Source organism: Pantoea sp. B550, from assembly GCF_024158165.1.
GTDB lineage: Bacteria > Pseudomonadota > Gammaproteobacteria > Enterobacterales > Enterobacteriaceae > Pantoea > Pantoea alfalfae.
The window spans coordinates 1354921-1374597 of the sequence record NZ_JAMYXI010000003.1 but is presented as its reverse complement, the minus strand read 5'-3'; the positions used below and the strand labels follow the sequence as shown (position 1 = coordinate 1374597).

The following is a 19677-nucleotide window of genomic DNA, read 5'->3' as shown; positions in this document are numbered from 1 at the left end:
TTGTGATCACCAGGCATCAGCAAGTTATACTGTTTAACCTTATCCCTCATTGAGGCAATATCTTCGTAACATGTATTTCAATGTGCTGATAACTCTGCATTATCTTTCATACTCGGTGAAATAACGCTTTGATTCACCCTGGTCGAGAAATTCGAATGGTGAAAGTTGAATGATATCTGATCCTGCAGACCACACGTCATTAACTCTTGAAATAATATCGCCTTCCTGAAGCGACAGGAGGTTGTTAATGCGTAACACAGAAAATCTGCCATTTTCAAATTCGACTTGATACAACGCAACTTTCTCCAGCGGCATGATGGTTCTTCCACGAATTACCCGGCAGCAGAGTTCAGCACTCGATGAACTTTTCATGATAAACCTCTAATCTATTCATAATCTTCTGTTCAATAAATTAATCTGCAGCATTGTTAATCTGAGCTCAGCGCACACGTTGTGCAGATTTCAATTGGCCCGTTTTGACTGCATTTGTTCATATCCGTAAATATAGCGGGTTTATGAAAATAATCTGATATACCCTCTGCAGAGTTAAAAAGTGACTCCGGGGTATCCGTCGGGTTATCAGAGTGAGCATGAGTGGCGTCTTTTACAGGGAAAATAGTGGATATGAGAGTGTGAGGTTAATCAGGGAAAGAGTGAGGGAGAGGTGAAACGGCTGACGCGGCAATATACTGAAGCCTTCATCTCCCTGACGTAGCTTACCTGGCACGGCCCCGACCAGTTGGGCTATGCGCACTAAGGCATCACCACGCCGCCTGTTGAGTTCGCGAAAGGCCGAACTTTCCATCTGATGAAGTCGGACATCAATCAGCAGATTTCCGGCCTGCCGGGTTAGCTGTCGGTGGCTTAACAGAAAAATTTCAGATTTTTATAGGAAGAGAGAAACAAGGAAGTGAGATTTGAAGGATAAAAAAAACCACCGTGAAAGGTGGCTTTAATCTGCTGATTTTACAGCTAAAATTTGGTGGCCCCTGCTGGGTTTGAACCAGCGACCAAGCGATTATGAGTCGCCTGCTCTAACCACTGAGCTAAGGGGCCAGCGGAGCGGGGATTATAAAGTATCTCTTCAGGGCGATCCAGCACTCCGCCATCGGTTGCTGAAATAAGCAGCAGCGATTTAGCTGCTGATTTCTATAACAAATCTGGCAACGCCTGAAGCTGTAGTCGCAAAACGGCACGGATAATGCTTTACCGTGCCTTTAACAGAACTGTACTTCAGGCGGAAAGAATTAAGACTGACTCACTTCTGACGATAGCGGGATGCCGATTTGTCCCGTGAAAGGTGAGGAACCATTGCACCACGCGCCCGATCGTAATCGTGCCACATCTGCAGATCTTCCAGCGCCGGAATAGTTACCGTCTCCTTGCTGTCGAGTCCGGCAAGCGCGGCGTCCACCATCTCATCAACGTCCATCAGCATTTCAGCCGGGATTTCATTGATAGACTGGCCTGCGCGGTCGAAAATCTCCGTACGGGTCGCACCGGGTAACACCGCCTGTACCTGCACGCCGCTCTCTGCGAGTTCGCGCTGCATCGCACGCGTCAGTGTCAGCACGTAAGACTTGGTGGCGTTGTAGGCACCATTGAACATCTCGTGCACCAGCAACAGCACCGACGCGATATTGATAATGATGCCGTGACCGCGTGCTTTGAATGCCCGGCCAGCCGCCTGTGCCAGACGGGTTGGGGCCAGAATATTTAACGCCAGCATGCTGTTAATGCGTGTGATGTCCGCCTCCAGAAACTCACCCTCAACGTTCATGCCCGCGTTATTCAGCAGCAGCGTAATCTGTGCGTTGTTCGCGAGCTCCGACTCCACACGCTGCAGGTCCTGCTCCTGCGTTAAGTCAGCCTTCATCACGGTCACCTGAACAGCGTGCAGCTTTGCCAGTGTGTCCGCCAGGGTGGTGAGTCGCGCCTGATCCCGGGCGACCAGGATCAGATCATAACCGCGTGCTGCCAGTCGTTTTGCATAAGTCGCGCCGATACCGCTGGATGCGCCGGTGATTAATGCTGTGCCTGATTTTGACATCTTTTTTCCTCGTATGATGATCGTCATAATCGCTATAAATATGACGATCATCATATCTGCCGTCAAGCTGGAATATGATGACCGTAATAATTACTATAATAGCCAGACGCTACGTAGCAGGCACCGCAGGAAATAAGATGGAGAAGCAGAGCAGCAAAGCACAGACGCGGCGGCGTATCCTTGATGAGGCGGCGCGTGTGATGCGTGAAACCGGCACCGAAGGAATCGGTGTAGCGGCGCTGATGAAGCGGGTCGGGCTGACACACGGCGGTTTTTATGCACATTTTGCGTCACGTGAGGAGCTGGTTGAGGAGGTGCTAAAGCATATGTTCGCTGAAGCCGATACCTTTAAGCCCGCTGAGTCCGTGACCCAGCCAGCGCAGCAGGTGGCAGACTTTATTGATAGCTATCTATCCGAGGCGCATCGTAATGCACCGGCGCAGGGCTGTCCGATGGCAGCGCTGGTGAGCGAAGTGGCGCATCTTCCCCAACCGACGCGACAGATCTTCGCTCAGGGCTTCAGTACGATGCATGTCAGCCTGACGCAGTTGCTGAGTGAGCTGGGGTGGACGGAAGCGGATACGCTTGCTTCAAGCATGATGGCAGAGATGATTGGCGCGCTGGCGCTGGCGCGAGCCTGTCCGGATGCGGAGCAGGCCAGCCTGCTGCTGCAACGCAGTCGCACAGCGCTGAAGCAGCGCACGCTGGAGGTCACCGCATGAGTGAACACGCTATCCGCGACATCATCAGTTCCGGTCTGGATGTACTGTTCTGCGGCATTAACCCAGGCCAGTCAACGGCCCATCAGGGGTTCCACTTTGCACATCCCGGTAATCGCTTCTGGAAGGTGATCCATCTGGCGGGATTCACCCGGGAACAGCTGAAACCCGAAGAGGAGCAGCGCCTGGAGGAAACCGGCTGCGGCATCACGATGCTGGTCGAGCGGCCCACGGTGCAGGCGAATGAGTTAGCGCCTGATGAGCTGCGGGACGGCGGCAAGCGGCTGATGGAAAAGGTGCTGAATTATCAGCCCGCCGCGCTGGCGATTCTGGGTAAAGATGCGTTTCGTCGTGCCTTTAAGCAGAGCAAAGTCGAATGGGGGAAACAGCCGATCTGTATGGGGAAAACGCAGGTATGGGTGTTGCCGAATCCCAGTGGTCTGAATCGCGCATCACTGGACGAAATGGTTGAGGCGTATCGTCAGCTCTGGCTGGAACTGCATCCGGAGAGCAGCTGAACCTGCGCAGGGCAGGGGAGAGGCGGGTAGCAGACAGGCATAAAAAACCCCGGCAAACCGGGGTTTTTGTCGGACTTAATCGTCGAGGAAGCTACGCAGCACTTCCGAACGGCTCGGATGGCGCAGTTTACGCAGGGCTTTCGCTTCAATCTGACGAATACGCTCACGCGTAACGTCAAACTGTTTGCCCACTTCTTCCAGCGTATGGTCGGTATTCATATCGATACCGAAACGCATGCGCAGTACTTTCGCTTCACGCGCGGTCAGGCCAGCCAGCACATCGTGGGTGGCAGAACGCAGGCTCTCTGAGGTAGCAGAATCCAGCGGCAGCTCCAGCGTGGTGTCTTCGATAAAATCGCCCAGATGTGAATCTTCATCATCACCAATCGGCGTCTCCATCGAGATCGGCTCTTTAGCGATTTTCAGCACTTTGCGGATTTTATCTTCCGGCATCAGCATACGCTCAGCCAGCTCTTCCGGCGTCGGTTCGCGGCCCATCTCCTGCAGCATCTGGCGCGAAATACGGTTGAGCTTGTTAATGGTCTCAATCATATGCACCGGAATACGGATGGTACGTGCCTGGTCAGCGATAGAGCGGGTGATAGCCTGACGGATCCACCAGGTCGCATAGGTCGAGAACTTGTAACCACGGCGATATTCAAACTTATCTACCGCTTTCATCAGGCCGATATTACCTTCCTGAATCAGGTCGAGGAACTGCAGACCGCGGTTGGTGTATTTTTTGGCAATCGAAATAACCAGACGCAGGTTCGCTTCCACCATCTCTTTCTTGGCGCGACGGGCTTTAGCTTCACCGATCGACATGCGACGGTTAATATCTTTAACCTGTTCAATAGTCAGGCCGGTCTCTTCTTCAACCTGTGCCAGTTTCTGCAGGGAACGCATTACGTCATCCTGCACTTCCAGCAGCTTCTCAGACCACGGCTTGTTCATTGCCAGTGCGGCTTTGAACCAGCTTTCATTGGTTTCGTTGCCGGTAAACAGCGTGATGAAGTTTTTCTTCGGCATTTTGCACAGCTCAATACAGAGCTTCATGATCAGACGTTCCTGGGTACGGACACGTTCCATCATGGTGCGCATGCTGCCTACCAGGTAATCGAACTGCTTCGGTACCAGGCGGAACTGCTTGAAGACGTCGGAAAGGTTCTGGATTTCGGCAACGGCAGCAGCATGACTGCGACCTTTGCTTTTAATCACGTCGCGGGTGGTTTCATACTGCTTACGCAGGTCAGAAAACTTCTCGCGTGCCAGTTCCGGGTCGATAGAATTATCGTCGTCGGAGCTGTCATCATCCTCTTCATCTTCTTCATCGTCGTCGTTACGATCGGCTTCAGAAAGTTCGGAGCCCACGTGCGTTGCCGTCGGGGCCAGATCTTCTTCTGCGTTAGGATCGACGAAACCCGTGATCAGATCGGAGAGACGTGATTCACCTGCTTCAACTTTGTCGTACTGGTCCAGAAGATAAGTAATCGCTTCAGGGTATTCGGCTACGGAACACTGAACCTGGTTGATACCGTCTTCAATACGCTTGGCGATGTCGATTTCGCCTTCGCGCGTCAGCAGTTCAACGGTACCCATTTCACGCATATACATGCGAACCGGGTCAGTGGTGCGCCCGATTTCAGATTCAACGCTGGATAACACCTGAGCGGCAGCTTCCGCGGCATCTTCGTCAGTATCGGAGCTGTTTTCATTCAGCATCAGATCGTCAGCATCCGGGGCTTCTTCAACCACCTGAATACCCATGTCGTTAATCATCTGGATGATGTCTTCGATCTGATCTGAGTCGACGATATCTTCCGGCAGATGGTCATTGACCTCAGCATAGGTCAGATAGCCTTGCTCCTTACCACGGGTGACAAGAAGCTTGAGCTGTGACTGCGGGTTTTGCTCCATAAGACGGTATCCACACTTCTGTTAAATTAGATTGGTGTCGGTCGGCAGCGAGCCAACAATAGCAGTAAAGGCGTTTAATTCTTGCCGCTGCCTTCGTCGCGGCGTGGGCTTTGCCCAACAGTAATCGGCACTTAAGCCGCTTGTATAAATTTTGGTGGTACAGGCCTGGCTTAACGCTCCCGGCCTTAAAACAGCCACGCTGCCCTTCGTCAGAACGGGCAGCGTGCTAAATTATTTCCTGGCAAAAGCCTGACTGAGTGTCCAGAGTTCACGGCGCTCATCGGCGCTCAGTCCCTGGGTGCGCTCACGCGCAATCAAAAATTCCAAACGCTCTTCAAGAGCAGAATCGTAGATGCTGGCCAGCGAGTCCTGAAATACCGCTTCGGCTTCTTCATCTACTATCATGTGGTTCCAGATCGCCAGCGTTTCAAGCGTCTGACTAAAATTTGTTCCGCGATATAACTCTAGTAGCTGTCCGGTGGTCAATCCAGGATTCTCAGTGCAACGACCCACTAACTCAATAAATAGCGGTAAACCCGGCATTTTTGACTCAGACAGCCCATCAAGCGAAGGTACCAGGGTAGCCAGCTGCGGGTTCTGAATCAGCAAGGCGATCAGCACACGCATGGTGGTCCGTTTCAGCGGTGGCGCAACTGGCGCCGTTCCACTTGCAGCCAGCTTCGGCATCAGCTTTTCAAGTTGATTGTCGTCAAGAATACCCAGTTTGTTCCCCAACTCCTGACGCATATAAATACGCAAGGTCTCACCGGGGATCTGGGTAATCAGCGGTAAAGCCAGCGTGCTCAGACGCGCTTTTCCGTCGCGTGAGCTCAGATCTACCTGCGGCAGCAGGCTATCAAACAAAAACGAAGAGAGCGGCATGGCCTGCTCCATCCTCGCTTCGAAGGCGGCTTTACCCTCTTTGCGTACCAGCGTATCCGGGTCTTCACCCTCAGGTAAAAACATAAAGCGTAGCTGACGACCATCATTCATGTAAGGCAATGCGGTCTCAAGCGCACGCCATGCCGCTTCACGACCCGCCCTGTCGCCGTCGTAACAGCAGATCACGGTGTCGGTACTGCGAAACAGCAACTGAATGTGTTCAGCCGTGGTTGAGGTGCCTAATGACGCGACGGCATAATCGATCCCGTACTGCGCCAGCGCAACCACGTCCATGTATCCCTCGACCACTAACAGGCGGGCGGGTTCAGGATGGTTCTTAACTGCTTCATACAGGCCATAGAGCTGGCGGCCTTTATGGAAAATAGGGGTTTCCGGTGAGTTCAGATACTTCGGCGTATCGTTACCCAGTACGCGGCCACCAAAACCGATGACGCGTCCACGTTTATCGCGGATCGGAAACATGACGCGGTCGCGAAACCGGTCATAGGTACGGCCTTTGTCATTGCTGACCAGCATGCCCGCCTCCATCAACGATTCGCGGTCTTCCGATTGCTTACCAAAACGCTTGAGAACATTATCCCAGCCGGCTGGCGCGTAACCTATGGCGAAATGATTGATGATGTCGGCGCTCAGACCACGACGATCAAGATAGTCGCGTGCTGGCTGCGCACTGGATTGCTGCAGACCCTGCTGATAAAAACCGTTCAGGTTCTCCATCAGCTGATACAGGCTCTGGCGCTGATGGCGTTCCATCTGGCTGGGCCCACTGCCTGCTTCGTAAGGCACGTCTAAACCGTGGGAAGTGGCTAACTCTTCAATACTTTCAACAAACTCCAGACGATCAAAGTTCATTAAAAAGTCGATAGCGTTGCCGTGTGCACCACAGCCGAAACAGTGATAGAACTGCTTTTCGCCGTTTACGGTGAAAGAGGGCGTTTTTTCATTATGGAAAGGACAGCACGCATGGAAATTCTTACCCTGCTTTTTCAGCTTAACGCGGGCATCGATAAGATCCACGATATCCGTGCGGGCAAGTAAATCGTTGATAAATACGCGTGGAATTCGTCCAGCCATACGCCCCAGATTTTCAGCTCATAAACGGCAACAAGCCGCGCTTCCTTTCGGAAAGCACGGCCTTTTACTTGACTCTGTCTGCGTGAATCACGCGGTGGAGGCGAACCTCCGGAACGACTTAGTACAGACGAGTGCGGCGTGCGTTTTCGCGAGCCAGTTTCTTGGCATGACGCTTAACTGCTGACGCTTTAGCGCGCTTACGTTCGGTAGTCGGTTTTTCATAGAACTCACGACGACGAACTTCAGCCAGAACGCCTGCTTTCTCGCATGAACGCTTGAAGCGACGCAGTGCTACGTCAAATGGCTCGTTTTCACGTACTTTAATTACCGGCATGTAACTCTCACCTCGATAAAATTCGGTTTTGCTGCTGACTGCGGCGCCAGCACATTTCAAAATGGTGCAGCATTTTACTCCAACTCATGTTGGTTTGTAAAGCACCATGGATAATTTGAAACCAACAGGAGCGTTTGCCTGTGCGGCTGCCGGTTTTTCCAGGGGCGGGAGTATAGCGCACTCTTTAGCCGACAGAAAATGACTTTTTACGCGGGATGCCCGCGCTGCACATCACATTGCTGTGATAAACTGCGCGCCGCAAGAATGAGGTGATGCAATGCGAATTCTGGGTATTGAAACGTCGTGCGATGAAACCGGCATCGCAATCTATGATGACGAGGCTGGATTACTGGCTAACCAGCTCTACAGCCAGGTAAAACTGCACGCCGACTATGGTGGTGTGGTGCCGGAACTGGCCTCACGCGATCACGTGCGTAAAACCGTGCCGCTGATTCAGGCGGCGCTGAAAGAAGCGGGTCTGGAGCCGCAGCAGATTGATGCAGTCGCTTACACTGCCGGTCCCGGACTGGTCGGTGCGCTACTGGTCGGCGCCACCATTGGCCGCGCGCTGGCGTTTGCATGGAAAGTGCCTGCCGTGCCGGTTCATCATATGGAAGGGCACCTGCTGGCACCAATGCTGGAAGAGAATCCACCGGAGTTTCCGTTTGTCGCACTGCTGGTGTCCGGCGGGCATACCCAGCTGATTAGCGTCACCGGCGTCGGTGAATATGAATTGCTGGGTGAATCGATCGATGATGCCGCGGGCGAAGCCTTTGATAAGACGGCGAAGCTGCTCGGCCTGGATTATCCGGGCGGGCCGATGCTGTCGAAGATGGCGCAGCAGGGCACGGCGGGGCGTTTCACCTTCCCGCGTCCGATGACCGATCGTCCGGGCCTGGATTTCAGCTTCTCCGGCCTGAAAACCTTTGCTGCTAATACGATTCGCGCCAATCCTGATGATGCGCAGACCCGTGCTGACATCGCCCGCGCCTTTGAAGATGCGGTGGTGGATACGCTGTCGATCAAATGTAAACGCGCGTTGGATCAGACCGGCTTTAAGCGTCTGGTGATTGCCGGGGGCGTCAGCGCTAACCGCACATTGCGCGAGCAGATGGCAATTATGATGCAAAAGCGCGGCGGCGAAGTGTTTTACGCCCGCCCGGAGTTCTGTACCGACAACGGTGCAATGATCGCGTATGCGGGCATGGTGCGGTTAAAAGGCGGAACACGGGGCGAGTTAAGCGTCAGCGTGCGGCCGCGATGGCCGCTGGCGGAGTTGCCCGCGATCTGATGTGAAAAAAGCCGGCTTGCCGGCTTTTTTTATGGCTGAGATTTCTTTTTGCGCTTCCAGATTTTACCTTCCTGACCGCGCCACAGCCGCTGAATATTATCGTGATGACGCAGCAGGATCAGACAGGAGAGCATGGAAACCGGAAAGGTAAACTGCGGTTTGAACCACCAGACATAGAATGGCGCGATCAGTGCACTGACAATCGCCCCCAGCGAAGAATAGCCACTGAGTAGCACCGTGAGCAGCCATGTGCCGGTAACCAGCCCGGTTAAGTCCCAGCCAATCGGCGCAATCGCGCCAAATGCCGTTGCTACGCCTTTGCCACCGCGAAAGTGAAAGAACACCGGATAAATATGACCGAGACAGGCGGCAATGGCGGTCAGGCCAAGATAGAGCGGCGTCACGTGCATCAGATAAGCCAGCCAGACCGGTACCATCCCTTTCAGCACATCAAACACTAATACGCTGGCTGCAGCGGCTTTACCGCCCAGACGCAGTACGTTGGTGGCACCCGGATTACCGGAACCGTGTGTGCGGGGATCGGGCAGGCCAGCGAGTTTGCAAACCAGAATCGCACTGGAAATCGAACCGCAAAGATACGCGAAAATAATCATACCAAGCGCGAAAGCACTCATAACACCGTACCGTTCCCTTTAGGGTCGTTTTGATCTCATCAACCGTGGATAATACGCATAATCCGCCGGAAGTGGTATCCGGCTTAGCCAAAAACAGAGACCCTCATCATGGATATCGTATTTATAGAACAACTCACGGTGTTCACCACCATTGGCGTTTACGACTGGGAACAGGGTATACAGCAGAAGCTGGTGCTCGATGTCGAAATGGCCTGGGATAACCGTCTGGCGGCCAGCAGCGACGATGTGAAAGATTGTCTCAGCTATGCCGATGTCTCCTCTGCGATTCTGACCCATCTGAATGGGGGGCGTTTTGCCCTGGTTGAGCGGGTAGCTGAAGAAATCGCGGATCTGTTGATGAACCGTTTCAATTCGCCTGGCGTACGCATAAAGGTAAGCAAACCGGGCGCTGTAGCCCAGGCGGCGCAGGTTGGCGTGCGAATTGAGCGCGGGACTATTCCTAAATAAATACGATGTGATTGCCATCACAATGAAACCAAACCAAATTACTGTCTGTCATAGCGTGGACCGTTTCGTTACAGCAGGCGAAACGGAGCGGAGCTTAAGGTTTAATTCAGGCTAATTGCGGCATGATTTCAGGCGATAGCAACGCGCTACCGCCTTTTTAATGGTTTTGAAACGGATAGAGGGAACATTTGATGGCAGATATTCATCAGCTTTGGGTAGCTGCAATCCTGGGCGTTGTGGAAGGGCTGACCGAATTTTTACCGGTCTCTTCCACAGGGCACATGATTATAGTGGGTCACCTGCTGGGCTTTGAAGGTGAAAAAGCCGAGACCTTTGAAGTTGTGATCCAGTTAGGATCGATTCTGGCTGTAGTAGTGATGTTCTGGCGCCGTCTGTTTGGCCTGATCGGCATTCACTTTGGCGAAGTCAAACATGAAGGTGTCGGCACCGGTCGTCTGTCGCTGATCCATATCCTGCTGGGTATGGTTCCGGCTGTGGTGGTGGGTCTGGTGCTGCACGATCAGATCAAAACGCTGTTCAATCCGATCAACGTGATGTACGCGCTGGTCGTGGGGGGTGTGCTGCTGCTGGCCGCAGAGTATCTCAAGCCAAAACAGCCGAAAGCCGTAGGTGTCGATGATATTACCTATCGTCAGGCGTTTATGATTGGCTGTTTCCAGTGCTTAGCGCTGTGGCCGGGCTTCTCACGTTCTGGAGCAACCATCTCCGGCGGGATGCTGATGGGTGTGAGCCGCTATGCCGCGTCAGAATTCTCCTTCATCCTGGCCGTGCCAATGATGATGGGTGCGACTGTACTGGACATGTACAAGAGCATCGGCTTCCTGACGATGGCGGACTTCCCGATGTTCGCCGTGGGCTTTGTCACGGCGTTTATCGTGGCGCTGATTGCGATTAAAGCCTTCCTTGAGCTGATCAAACGCATCTCTTTTGTCTCGTTCGCCATTTACCGCTTCATCGTGGCGGCAGCGGTTTACATGGTCTTCATGTAAACCTGTGGCAGCCTGCTAGTCAGGCTGCCCAATCGCCAGACCTTGCGCGACAGCGGCAATGCGTCGTCGCGTCATCTCTTTTCGTACTTCCATCCCTTTGAATCCCGCTTCGACGACCGCTTTAGTCGGCACCGTCTGCGCCAGCGCAAAAGCACGACGCAGATAGTCGCCCTGCGGATAAGGCATACTCTCCAGCCCGGCACGTCCGCGCGCATCTGCTTCGCTGGTCAGCGCCATCTGCTCAACGCGCTGCGGCTTACGCCAGGCATCGATGCGATCAAACAGCGCTACCAGTGACGCCGCAGATTGCCGCTCAATGGTGTGCACAATGTCGTGAAATTCGGTCACGATCAGCGCCAGATCGCGAATTGCGTTGGGCACCCGCAGCCGCTGGCACAGCGCCTCGACCAGCGGAACGCCTGCCAGTCCATGACCGTGGTGGCTTGGCCACAATTCAGGCGGTGTCAGCGCCTTGCCGACGTCATGGAACAGCGTAGCAAAGCGCACATCGATCTCGCCGGAGAGCGCGGCGGCCATCGCCAGCGTCATCAGCGTATGCACACCGGTGTCGATCTCCGGGTGCCACTTAATCGGTGCAGGAATACCAAACAGATTATCCAGCTCAGGAAACAGCACCTGCAACGCACCGCAGTCGCGCAGCACCTGAAAGTAGACCTGCGGATTACGGGTGCCCAGTGCTTTTTCTGTCTCTTTCCACACCCGTTCGGCAGTGAGATTCGACAGCTCACCGCTTGCAGCCATCTGCTGCATCAGCTGCTGGGTTTCGGGGGCAATACGAAAGTTGAGATGAGCAAAACGCGCAGCAAAGCGCGCGACACGCAATACCCGCAGCGGGTCTTCACTGAAGGCTTCCGAGACGTGACGCAGCAGGCGCAGGGCAATATCACGCTGGCCGTTGTAGGGATCAACCAGCTCGCCGTTTTCATCCTGTGCGATGGCATTGATGGTCAGATCGCGGCGCTGTAAGTCCTGCTCCAGCGTCACGTCGGGCGCAGACCAGGTGACAAAGCCGGTGTAGCCTTTCCCGTTTTTCCGCTCGGTCCGGGCCAGCGCATACTCTTCGCGACTGACGGGATGCAGGAAAACGGGAAAATCGCGACCGACCTGTTGATAACCCTGCTCAAGCATGGCTTCGGGCGTGGAACCTGTTACCACCCAATCTTTATCTGTAACCGGCAGATTCAGCAGCGCATCACGCACCGCACCGCCAACAAGAAACGTCTTCACGCAACACTCCAGAGAAAAAGAAATGACCTGCACGCCGGGCGTATCCCGCGCCAGAAATCGGCGGTGCATCTCATTTTATTGTTGCACAGATTCCCCGGATTGCAGACATGCCAAAAGGGGGATCCTGTGATCCCCTGATCAGACCGACAGAAGGGGGGTCAGTTCATCCAGCGGTCGCTTTTCTTACGACGCGGCAGCATGTGCGGCAGTAAGAGTCCCAGCAGCAGGCCAACACCCAGCACGCCACCGCCATACATAAACCACTGCATGATAATGGTGCGCTGCTTGTCATCCAGCTGAACGTTAGCGGCGCTGACTTTCTTCTGAGCGACGATCAGCTCATTTTTCAGCTTCTGATTCTCGCCTTTCAGCCCGTTGATCACGCCGTCGCTACTGGCGACTTTGTTCTGCATCTCAGCGGTACGCTGGTTCCAGCTGTTATCGATGTTATCCAGCTTGGCTGTCAAATCTTTCACCTGCTGCTCAAGCTGCGGCACACGGGTACGCAGGCTCGGATTCGCGCTAAGCTGCGACAGGGGGATCCAGGTAGTGCGGCCTTCCGAATCACGGATCTGGCCGTAATGGGTGTCATTGTTGGTCTGTAACAGCTGCACCTCTTCTCCGGCGTTCAGCTTACCGAGCAGGCGAAACTGATCGCCCGGCCCGCTGCGTACCCAGGTTGAGAGTTCATCAGAAACATAGCGTTTTTCGTCGGCATGGGCAGGTGCAAGGGTGCTGAGGGCCAGCAAAGTGAGTCCAGCGAGTGTGATTTTTTTCATTCGATTTCGTTTGGCTTAGTCTGACTAAAATTTACCGGCACAGTCTGGAGAGGCCTCGCATAAATCTGAATGAGAACTATCCTGGTCTCATGAGAGTGCGAAAAGGTCTGCGAAAGAGCAAAGAAAGCAGAGACAGCGCGGCTTCTGTGCATTAATCTTCGCCTGATACCCCCTTGCCCTCCAGGCGACAGCGTGAGTAACCTGCTGATAATCGCCTGAAATATGCAGGAAAAACTCTCTTAAGTGCCAGCGGCGTAGTGAATAAAAAATTATGACCATCGAAATCGAACTAAAGTTCATTGCAACTCCACAAGCGGCCGGGAAACTGGCTGAACTGCTCTCCACTCTGCCGCATCAGCATCAGGCTGCTCGCGAGCTGACCAACATCTACTTCGAAACCGACGACAACCAGCTTCGACGCTGGGATATGGGATTGCGTATCCGTGGCATCGACCAGCGGTACGAAATGACGCTGAAAGCGGCGGGCCAGACGCTCGGCGGGCTGCATCAGCGCCCGGAATACAACGTTGAACTCAGCGAGCCGGTGCTGGATATTGCCCGCCTGCCTGCAGAAATCTGGCCGCAGGGCACCGATGTCGCAGCGCTGCAGCCGCGCTTGCAGCCCCTGTTTACCACCCATTTTCAGCGCGAGATCTGGCTGATCACCACAGGCAACAGTGAAATTGAAGTGGCGTTTGATCAGGGCGAGGTCACGGCAGGTGATCTCAGCGAACCGCTGTGCGAGATCGAGCTGGAGCTGAAACGTGGCGAACGCCAGGATCTGCTGGCCTTCGCACAGCAGCTGGTGGCGCTGGGTGGTCTGCGTATGGGCAGCCTGAGCAAAGCCGCCCGCGGTTATCAACTGGCGCAGGGTAATTCGCCACGCCAGATTGAGGCTTTCCCGCTGCTGAAAGCCGGCGTTAAAGCGACAGTTGAGCAGGGCATGGTCGCTGCGATGTCGGCTGGCTTGCGTCACTGGCAATATCATGAAGAAGTCTGGCTGCGCGGCAACGCGGCGGCGCAGGATGCGGTGCGCGAAGCGCTGGATCTGCTGCGTCAGGCATTCAGCCTGTTCGGTGCGCTGGTGCCACGCAAAGCCAGCAGCGCCCTGCGTCAGCAACTGACCACGCTGGAAGAGATGCTGGTGAACGAAGAGCAGGAGGCGGCGACGTTCTGCTTATCTTCTCTCTCGGTTGAAACGCAGCGGGCGCTGACCCACTGGCTGGCTGAGTCTCAGTGGCGTCAGTGGATTGATGCCAAAGGGGAGGCCAAGCTGCAGGGTTCATTTAAGCGCTTCAGCGACATCATGCTGAGTCGCGTCAATGCTGACCTGAGAGAGACGTTCGTCACGGTCAAACAACCTAACGAGTATCAGGACAAAGCCACGCGTCTGGCGCGTCAGCTGCTTACGGTGCATTTGCTGGCCGGATCTTATCCTGCAGAAACGGTAATGGCCTGGCTGGAACCTTGGCAGCAACTGCTGTCGGCGATTCATGAAAAGCAGTCATCCGGCTTAGCCTGGCTGACGTCGCAGGCTCTGAAACAGCAGCCATTCTGGCTCACCAGCGGCGCTGGCCGCTAACGGGTAATTCGTACCGCCATCAAGGAGGGCGTTATGTTGGCAGCACTTCCCGCGTTGCTACGCGATCAGGCCGAAGAGGCCGCCCGACAGCTTGGGGTTCCGCTGGCTTCGCTCAGCCCGGAGCAGGCCGCCGGGCTGGCTTTCAGCGACTTTGTGCTGGAAAATCTGCAACAACATCCCGACTGGTGGCAGATGATGCTCGACCAGCCGCCGCAGCCTGAAGAGTGGCAGCACTACGCTGTATGGCTAAACGAGGTGCTCAGCAGCATCGACAGTGAAGCGAGCCTGATGCGCGAACTGCGGCTGTTTCGCCGCCGTATGCTGGTGCGTATTGCCTGGATGCAGGCGCTGCAACACGCCACGACCGAACAGAGCCTGCACCAGCTCAGCGTTTTAGCCGAAGTGCTGATCAGCAGGGCGCGTGACTGGGTATATCAGGATTGCTGCCGTGATTTTGGTACGCCCTGTAATGCCGACGGCGACGCACAGCCGCTGCTGATTCTGGGCATGGGCAAGCTGGGCGGCGGCGAACTCAATTTCTCCTCTGACATCGACCTTATTTTCGCCTGGCCGGAAAACGGCACCACGCGTGGCGGACGGCGTGAGCTCGACAATGCTCAGTTCTTTACCCGTATGGGCCAGCGGCTGATCAAAGTACTGGATCAACCCACCATGGATGGCTTTGTCTACCGTGTGGATATGCGGCTGCGGCCATTTGGCGACAGCGGTCCGCTGGTGATGAGTTTTGCCGCGCTGGAGGATTACTACCAGGAGCAGGGACGCGACTGGGAGCGTTACGCCATGGTCAAGGCGCGCCTGATGGGCGATGACCACGACCGCTGGAGCCTGGAGCTGCAGCAGATGTTGCGGCCGTTCGTGTATCGCCGCTACATCGACTTCAGCGTGATCCAGTCACTGCGTAACATGAAAGGGATGATCAGCCGCGAGGTACGGCGTCGCGGACTGAAAAACAATATCAAACTGGGGGCGGGCGGCATCCGTGAAACCGAGTTTATCGTACAGGTGTTCCAGCTGATTCGGGGCGGGCGTGAGCGCTCGCTTCAGTTACGTGCCCTGTTGCCGACGCTGGAGGCGATCAAAACCCTGGCTCTGCTGCCTGCTGAACAGGTGGATACGCTGCGTGACGCCTATCTGTTCCTGCGGCGGCTGGAGAATCTGCTGCAAAGCCTGGGCGACGAGCAGACCCAGACGCTGCCGGAAGATGAGCTGCATCGCGCCCGGCTGGCGTGGGCGATGGATTGTGCCGACTGGCCTGCGCTGATGACCCAGCTTGAGGCTCAGATGGCAGCGGTACGGACAATCTTTGACGAGCTGATTGGGGAAGATACGCCTGAGATTGGCGATCAGCGTGAGCTGGCGGAGTTTCAGGTGCTGTGGCAGGACCAGCTGGAGAATAATGAGCTGGCGCCGCTGGTACCGCAGCTCAGTGACGATCAGCGGCTTACACTGCATCAGACGCTGGAGGCGTTTCGTCAGGACATCAGCCGGCGCACTATCGGTCCGCGTGGCCGTCAGGCGCTGGATCAACTGATGCCGCGTCTGCTGAGCGAGGTCTGCCCGCGTGAAGATGCGGCGGTCACGCTGAGTCGTCTGACGCCGCTGCTGCTCGGCGTGCTGACCCGTAGCACCTATCTGGAGCTGCTGACCGAATATCACGGTGCCCTGCGTCACCTGATTCGCCTGTGCGCGGCCTCACCGATGGTGGCCAGCCAGCTGGCGCGTCACCCTTTATTGCTGGATGAACTGCTCGATCCGGCCACGCTCTATCAGCCGACCGCCACTGACGCCTATCGCGATGAGCTGCGACAATATCTGCTGCGCATACCCACTGAGGATGAGGAGCAGCAGCTGGAAGCGGTGCGGCAGTTTAAGCAGGCGCAACATCTGCGTATTGCCGCCGCTGACATCGCAGGCACGCTGCCGGTGATGAAAGTCAGCGATCATCTCACCTGGCTGGCTGAAGCAATCATCGACTCTGTGGTACGTCAGGCGTGGAACATGATGGTGCAGCGCTATGGTCGTCCCTCTCACCTGAACAATGAATATGAACGCGGTTTTGCCGTACTGGGCTATGGCAAGCTGGGCGGCTGGGAGCTGGGTTACAGTTCTGACCTCGATTTAGTCTTCCTGCATGACTGTCCGGCAGACGCAGTGACAGAAGGGGAGCGCAGCATTGATGGCCGTCAGTTCTATCTGCGCCTTGCTCAACGCATTATGCATCTCTTCAGTACCCGTACCGCCTCCGGCATTCTCTACGAAGTGGACGCGCGTCTGCGTCCTTCCGGCGCGGCAGGCATGCTGGTCAGTACTTTTGAAGCGTTTGAAGAGTATCAGCGTAGTGAAGCCTGGACCTGGGAGCATCAGGCGCTGGTCCGGGCGCGCGTGGTGTTTGGCGAAGCCGCGCTGGGTGATCGTTTCAACGCGATTCGTCAGACGATTCTGTCGCTGCCACGTCCTGCAGACGCGCTGCAAACCGAAGTGCGTGAGATGCGTGAAAAGATGCGTGCTCACCTCAGTAACAAACATAAAGGTCGGTGGGATATCAAGGCCGATGCGGGTGGCATCACCGATATTGAATTCATCGCCCAATATCTTGTCTTACGCTACGCCGCTGAGCAGCCCGAGCTGACGCGCTGGTCTGACAATGTGCGCATTTTTGAGCTGATGGCGAAGTACCATAAAATGCCCGCCGATGAAGCGCAGGCGCTGACGCAGGCTTATGTCACGCTGCGCGACGCCCTGCATCATCGCGCCCTGCAGGCGCTGCCGGGCCACGTTGAGCCAGAGGCTTACGCAGCGGAGCGGCAGACGGTTCTGAACAGCTGGCAACGCTGGCTGATAACGCCTGCGTCTATCCTGGCGTGATGCTGATAGCACAAATCGCAACTGTGCTATCATCCGCGCACTATTTTTAATGCAGTCTGGAGTGTCTGGAATGAAAGTGACTCTGCCCGCGTTCGGCCAAGCCTCAGTGCTGGTTGTTGGCGATGTAATGTTGGATCGTTACTGGTATGGCCCAACCAGCCGTATCTCCCCTGAAGCCCCGGTTCCGGTGGTGAAAGTGGACACGGTTGAAGAGCGCCCTGGCGGCGCGGCAAACGTGGCGATGAACATTGCAGCACTCGGTGCCGCGTCCCGGCTAATTGGCCTGACCGGTGAAGATGATGCGGCGCGCGTGTTAAGTAATACGCTCAAAGACGTCAACGTTCATTGTGACTTCGTGGCGGTCAAAAGCCATCCGACCATTACCAAACTGCGCGTACTTTCCCGCAATCAGCAGCTGATCCGCCTCGATTTTGAAGAGGGCTTTGAACAGGTCGATCCGGAGCCGATTCACCAGAAGATGCGTGAGTCACTGGCTGCTGCGGGTGCGCTGGTGCTGTCCGATTATGCCAAAGGCGCGCTCTCCAGCGTGCAGACCATGATTACCCTGGCCCGCGAAGCGGGCGTGCCGGTATTGATCGACCCGAAAGGCACTGATTTTGCGCGCTATCGTGGCGCAACGCTGCTGACGCCGAACCTCTCCGAATTTGAAGCCGTGGTTGGCAAATGCAAAAACGAAGAGGAGATCGTGGCGCGCGGCACGCAGCTGATCGCGGATTTTGACCTCTCCGCGCTGCTGGTGACCCGTTCCGAAAACGGTATGACGCTGCTGCAGCCGGGCAAAGCGCCTCTGCATCTGCCGACCCAGGCGCAGGAAGTCTATGATGTGACTGGTGCCGGTGACACGGTGATTGGCGTGCTGGCGGCAGCACTGGCTGCGGGCGACTCGCTGGAAGAGGCCTGTTTCCTGGCGAACGCGGCGGCGGGTGTCGTGGTGGGTAAACTCGGTACCTCGACCGTCAGCACTGTTGAGCTGGAAAATGCGATTCACGCCCGCCCGGAACAGGGGTTCGGCATCATGACGGAAGCGCAGTTAAAAGCCGCCGTTGAGATGGCCCGTCGTCGTGGCGAAAAAGTGGTGATGACTAACGGCGTGTTCGACATTCTGCACGCGGGACATGTCTCTTATCTGGCCAATGCACGCAAGCTTGGCGATAGACTGATTGTCGCGGTGAACAGCGATGCATCCACTAAACGTCTGAAAGGTGAAAGCCGTCCGGTCAATCCGCAGGAAAACCGGATGATCGTGCTCGGCGCGCTTGAAGCAGTCGACTGGGTAGTCGTCTTTGAAGAGGATACGCCGCAGCGGCTGATCGCAGGGATTCTGCCCGACCTGCTGGTCAAAGGCGGTGATTATAAGCCGGAAGAAATCGCGGGCAGCAAAGAAGTGTGGGCAAATGGCGGCGACGTGCAGGTGCTGAACTTCGAAGATGGTATCTCCACCACCAACATCATCAAAACTATTCGCGGCAGCTAAAGCAGAAAGTAAGCGGGAGCCTGGCTCCCGCTTAACACTTATTCTGACTTGTTGTCCGGAACAGGTTTCACGACATCGGCAACCGGTGGCGGAGAAACGGCAGGTGAAGTGGCTACTGAAGCGGATGGTGTCGCCGCTGCAACAGGTGTTGCCGGTGCGGTTACCGTTGCAGTCGGAGGCGTACCCGCTGATGACCCCTGACTTTCCAGCTGGGCCAGACGTTGCTCCAGGGCCGCCAGTTTCTCCCGCGTACGCAGTAATACCTGCGTCTGCACATCAAACTCTTCACGGTTGACCAGATCCATCCGGGTCAGCTGCGCCTGAAGAACCTGACGAATTTTCTTTTCGACATCATCACCAAACTCACGAACACCTTTAGGCATCGCTTCGTGAACCTGACGGGCAAGTTGTTCAATTTTTTTCGTGTCGATCATGATGATTTCCTGGTTACGGAGAGCTGTGTCAGCGTGTTTACCAACGTAATAAGTGTTAAGTGTAATGCCAGAAATGAAAAGGATAAACCTCAAATCGGTAACGCAGGAAATGCAAAAGCAATTGCGCTATTGATGATTGCCGCCTCAAACGATCGGCGTTATAGTTGAAAGGCTTATTCTCAGGGCGGGGCGCAATTCCCCACCGGCGGTAAATCAGCTTCGGCTGAAAGCCCGCGAGCGCTTTATCTCAATGAAAAGAGAGGTAAAGGTCAGCAGATCCGGTGTAATTCCGGAGCCGACGGTTACAGTCCGGATGGGAGAGGGTAACGACATC

Annotated in this window: 17 protein-coding genes, 1 tRNA gene and 1 riboswitch; of the genes, 8 read left to right on the top strand and 10 right to left on the bottom strand. The window is 55.3% G+C overall.

Annotated elements, in window-relative coordinates; genetic code table 11:
- Positions 1-99: 99 nt before the first annotated feature.
- The 3 genes from NIM72_RS09445 to NIM72_RS09435 form a co-directional block, all read right to left on the bottom strand.
- Entirely contained in the window at positions 100-372 is a 273-nt protein-coding gene (locus tag NIM72_RS09445; RefSeq protein ID WP_253420076.1) for a hypothetical protein, read from the bottom strand.
- A 608-nt stretch (positions 373-980) separates the two neighbouring features.
- A tRNA-Ile gene (locus NIM72_RS09440) sits at positions 981-1056 on the bottom strand.
- A 202-nt stretch (positions 1057-1258) separates the two neighbouring features.
- Positions 1259-2050 carry an SDR family oxidoreductase gene (locus NIM72_RS09435; protein WP_253420073.1) on the bottom strand — a complete coding sequence of 264 codons (792 nt, stop codon included), beginning with the start codon at positions 2048-2050 and terminating at the stop codon, positions 1259-1261.
- A gap of 137 nt (positions 2051-2187) precedes the next feature.
- Between NIM72_RS09435 and NIM72_RS09430 the strand changes: the two genes are divergently transcribed.
- Positions 2188-2772, top strand: coding sequence for a TetR/AcrR family transcriptional regulator (locus tag NIM72_RS09430; RefSeq protein ID WP_253420070.1), 585 nt, complete (start codon positions 2188-2190; stop codon positions 2770-2772).
- The gene (mug, locus tag NIM72_RS09425; protein WP_161734955.1) at positions 2769-3287 is read left to right on the top strand and encodes a G/U mismatch-specific DNA glycosylase; all 519 of its coding nucleotides are present in this window, start codon (positions 2769-2771) and stop codon (positions 3285-3287) included. Before NIM72_RS09430 ends, mug begins: the two co-directional genes overlap by 4 nt.
- Before the next feature lie 75 nt (positions 3288-3362).
- On the opposite strand, the gene rpoD is transcribed toward mug, so the two are convergent.
- From rpoD to rpsU, 3 genes are all read right to left on the bottom strand, one after another.
- The gene (rpoD, locus tag NIM72_RS09420; protein ID WP_013359071.1) at positions 3363-5204 is read right to left on the bottom strand and encodes an RNA polymerase sigma factor RpoD; all 1842 of its coding nucleotides are present in this window, start codon (positions 5202-5204) and stop codon (positions 3363-3365) included.
- A gap of 231 nt (positions 5205-5435) precedes the next feature.
- A complete protein-coding gene (gene dnaG, locus NIM72_RS09415; RefSeq protein ID WP_161734958.1) occupies positions 5436-7181 on the bottom strand; it encodes a DNA primase in 1746 nt (581 codons plus the stop codon).
- Positions 7182-7299: 118 nt separating this feature from the next.
- Positions 7300-7515, bottom strand: a complete 216-nt coding sequence (gene rpsU, locus NIM72_RS09410) for a 30S ribosomal protein S21 (RefSeq protein WP_001144069.1) — start codon at positions 7513-7515, stop codon at positions 7300-7302.
- 277 nt (positions 7516-7792) lie between these two features.
- Here rpsU and tsaD point away from each other — a divergent pair, with 277 nt between their 5' ends.
- Positions 7793-8806, top strand: coding sequence for a tRNA (adenosine(37)-N6)-threonylcarbamoyltransferase complex transferase subunit TsaD (gene tsaD, locus NIM72_RS09405; protein WP_150014796.1), 1014 nt, complete (start codon positions 7793-7795; stop codon positions 8804-8806).
- Positions 8807-8835: 29 nt separating this feature from the next.
- Here tsaD and plsY read toward each other — a convergent pair whose 3' ends face one another.
- The gene (gene plsY, locus NIM72_RS09400; protein ID WP_098052336.1) at positions 8836-9441 is read right to left on the bottom strand and encodes a glycerol-3-phosphate 1-O-acyltransferase PlsY; all 606 of its coding nucleotides are present in this window, start codon (positions 9439-9441) and stop codon (positions 8836-8838) included.
- Between the two features lie 108 nt (positions 9442-9549).
- On the opposite strand from plsY, the gene folB reads away from it, so the two are divergent.
- Together folB and bacA are read left to right on the top strand one after the other, a co-directional pair.
- A complete protein-coding gene (gene folB, locus NIM72_RS09395; RefSeq protein WP_013359068.1) occupies positions 9550-9909 on the top strand; it encodes a bifunctional dihydroneopterin aldolase/7,8-dihydroneopterin epimerase in 360 nt (119 codons plus the stop codon).
- Between the two features lie 191 nt (positions 9910-10100).
- The gene (gene bacA, locus NIM72_RS09390) at positions 10101-10919 is read left to right on the top strand and encodes an undecaprenyl-diphosphate phosphatase (RefSeq protein WP_003848438.1); all 819 of its coding nucleotides are present in this window, start codon (positions 10101-10103) and stop codon (positions 10917-10919) included.
- Between the two features lie 15 nt (positions 10920-10934).
- Here bacA and NIM72_RS09385 read toward each other — a convergent pair whose 3' ends face one another.
- Both NIM72_RS09385 and NIM72_RS09380 read right to left on the bottom strand, forming a co-directional pair.
- The gene (locus NIM72_RS09385) at positions 10935-12167 is read right to left on the bottom strand and encodes a multifunctional CCA addition/repair protein (protein WP_161734961.1); all 1233 of its coding nucleotides are present in this window, start codon (positions 12165-12167) and stop codon (positions 10935-10937) included.
- 158 nt (positions 12168-12325) lie between these two features.
- Positions 12326-12946, bottom strand: a complete 621-nt coding sequence (locus tag NIM72_RS09380) for a TIGR04211 family SH3 domain-containing protein (RefSeq protein ID WP_008925741.1) — start codon at positions 12944-12946, stop codon at positions 12326-12328.
- A 271-nt stretch (positions 12947-13217) separates the two neighbouring features.
- On the opposite strand from NIM72_RS09380, the gene NIM72_RS09375 reads away from it, so the two are divergent.
- The 3 genes from NIM72_RS09375 to hldE all read left to right on the top strand — a co-directional run bounded on the left by NIM72_RS09375 (position 13218) and on the right by hldE (position 18909).
- Entirely contained in the window at positions 13218-14528 is a 1311-nt protein-coding gene (locus NIM72_RS09375; protein WP_161734964.1) for an inorganic triphosphatase, read from the top strand.
- A gap of 33 nt (positions 14529-14561) precedes the next feature.
- Positions 14562-17414 carry a bifunctional [glutamate--ammonia ligase]-adenylyl-L-tyrosine phosphorylase/[glutamate--ammonia-ligase] adenylyltransferase gene (glnE, locus tag NIM72_RS09370; protein ID WP_161734967.1) on the top strand — a complete coding sequence of 951 codons (2853 nt, stop codon included), beginning with the start codon at positions 14562-14564 and terminating at the stop codon, positions 17412-17414.
- A gap of 70 nt (positions 17415-17484) precedes the next feature.
- On the top strand, positions 17485-18909 hold the full coding sequence (gene hldE / locus NIM72_RS09365; protein WP_161734970.1) for a bifunctional D-glycero-beta-D-manno-heptose-7-phosphate kinase/D-glycero-beta-D-manno-heptose 1-phosphate adenylyltransferase HldE: 1425 nt from the start codon (positions 17485-17487) through the stop codon (positions 18907-18909).
- A gap of 38 nt (positions 18910-18947) precedes the next feature.
- Here hldE and NIM72_RS09360 read toward each other — a convergent pair whose 3' ends face one another.
- Positions 18948-19343 carry an accessory factor UbiK family protein gene (locus NIM72_RS09360; protein ID WP_161734973.1) on the bottom strand — a complete coding sequence of 132 codons (396 nt, stop codon included), beginning with the start codon at positions 19341-19343 and terminating at the stop codon, positions 18948-18950.
- 171 nt (positions 19344-19514) lie between these two features.
- Positions 19515-19672, top strand: a riboswitch (FMN riboswitch).
- The last annotated feature ends 5 nt before the right edge of the window (positions 19673-19677 follow it).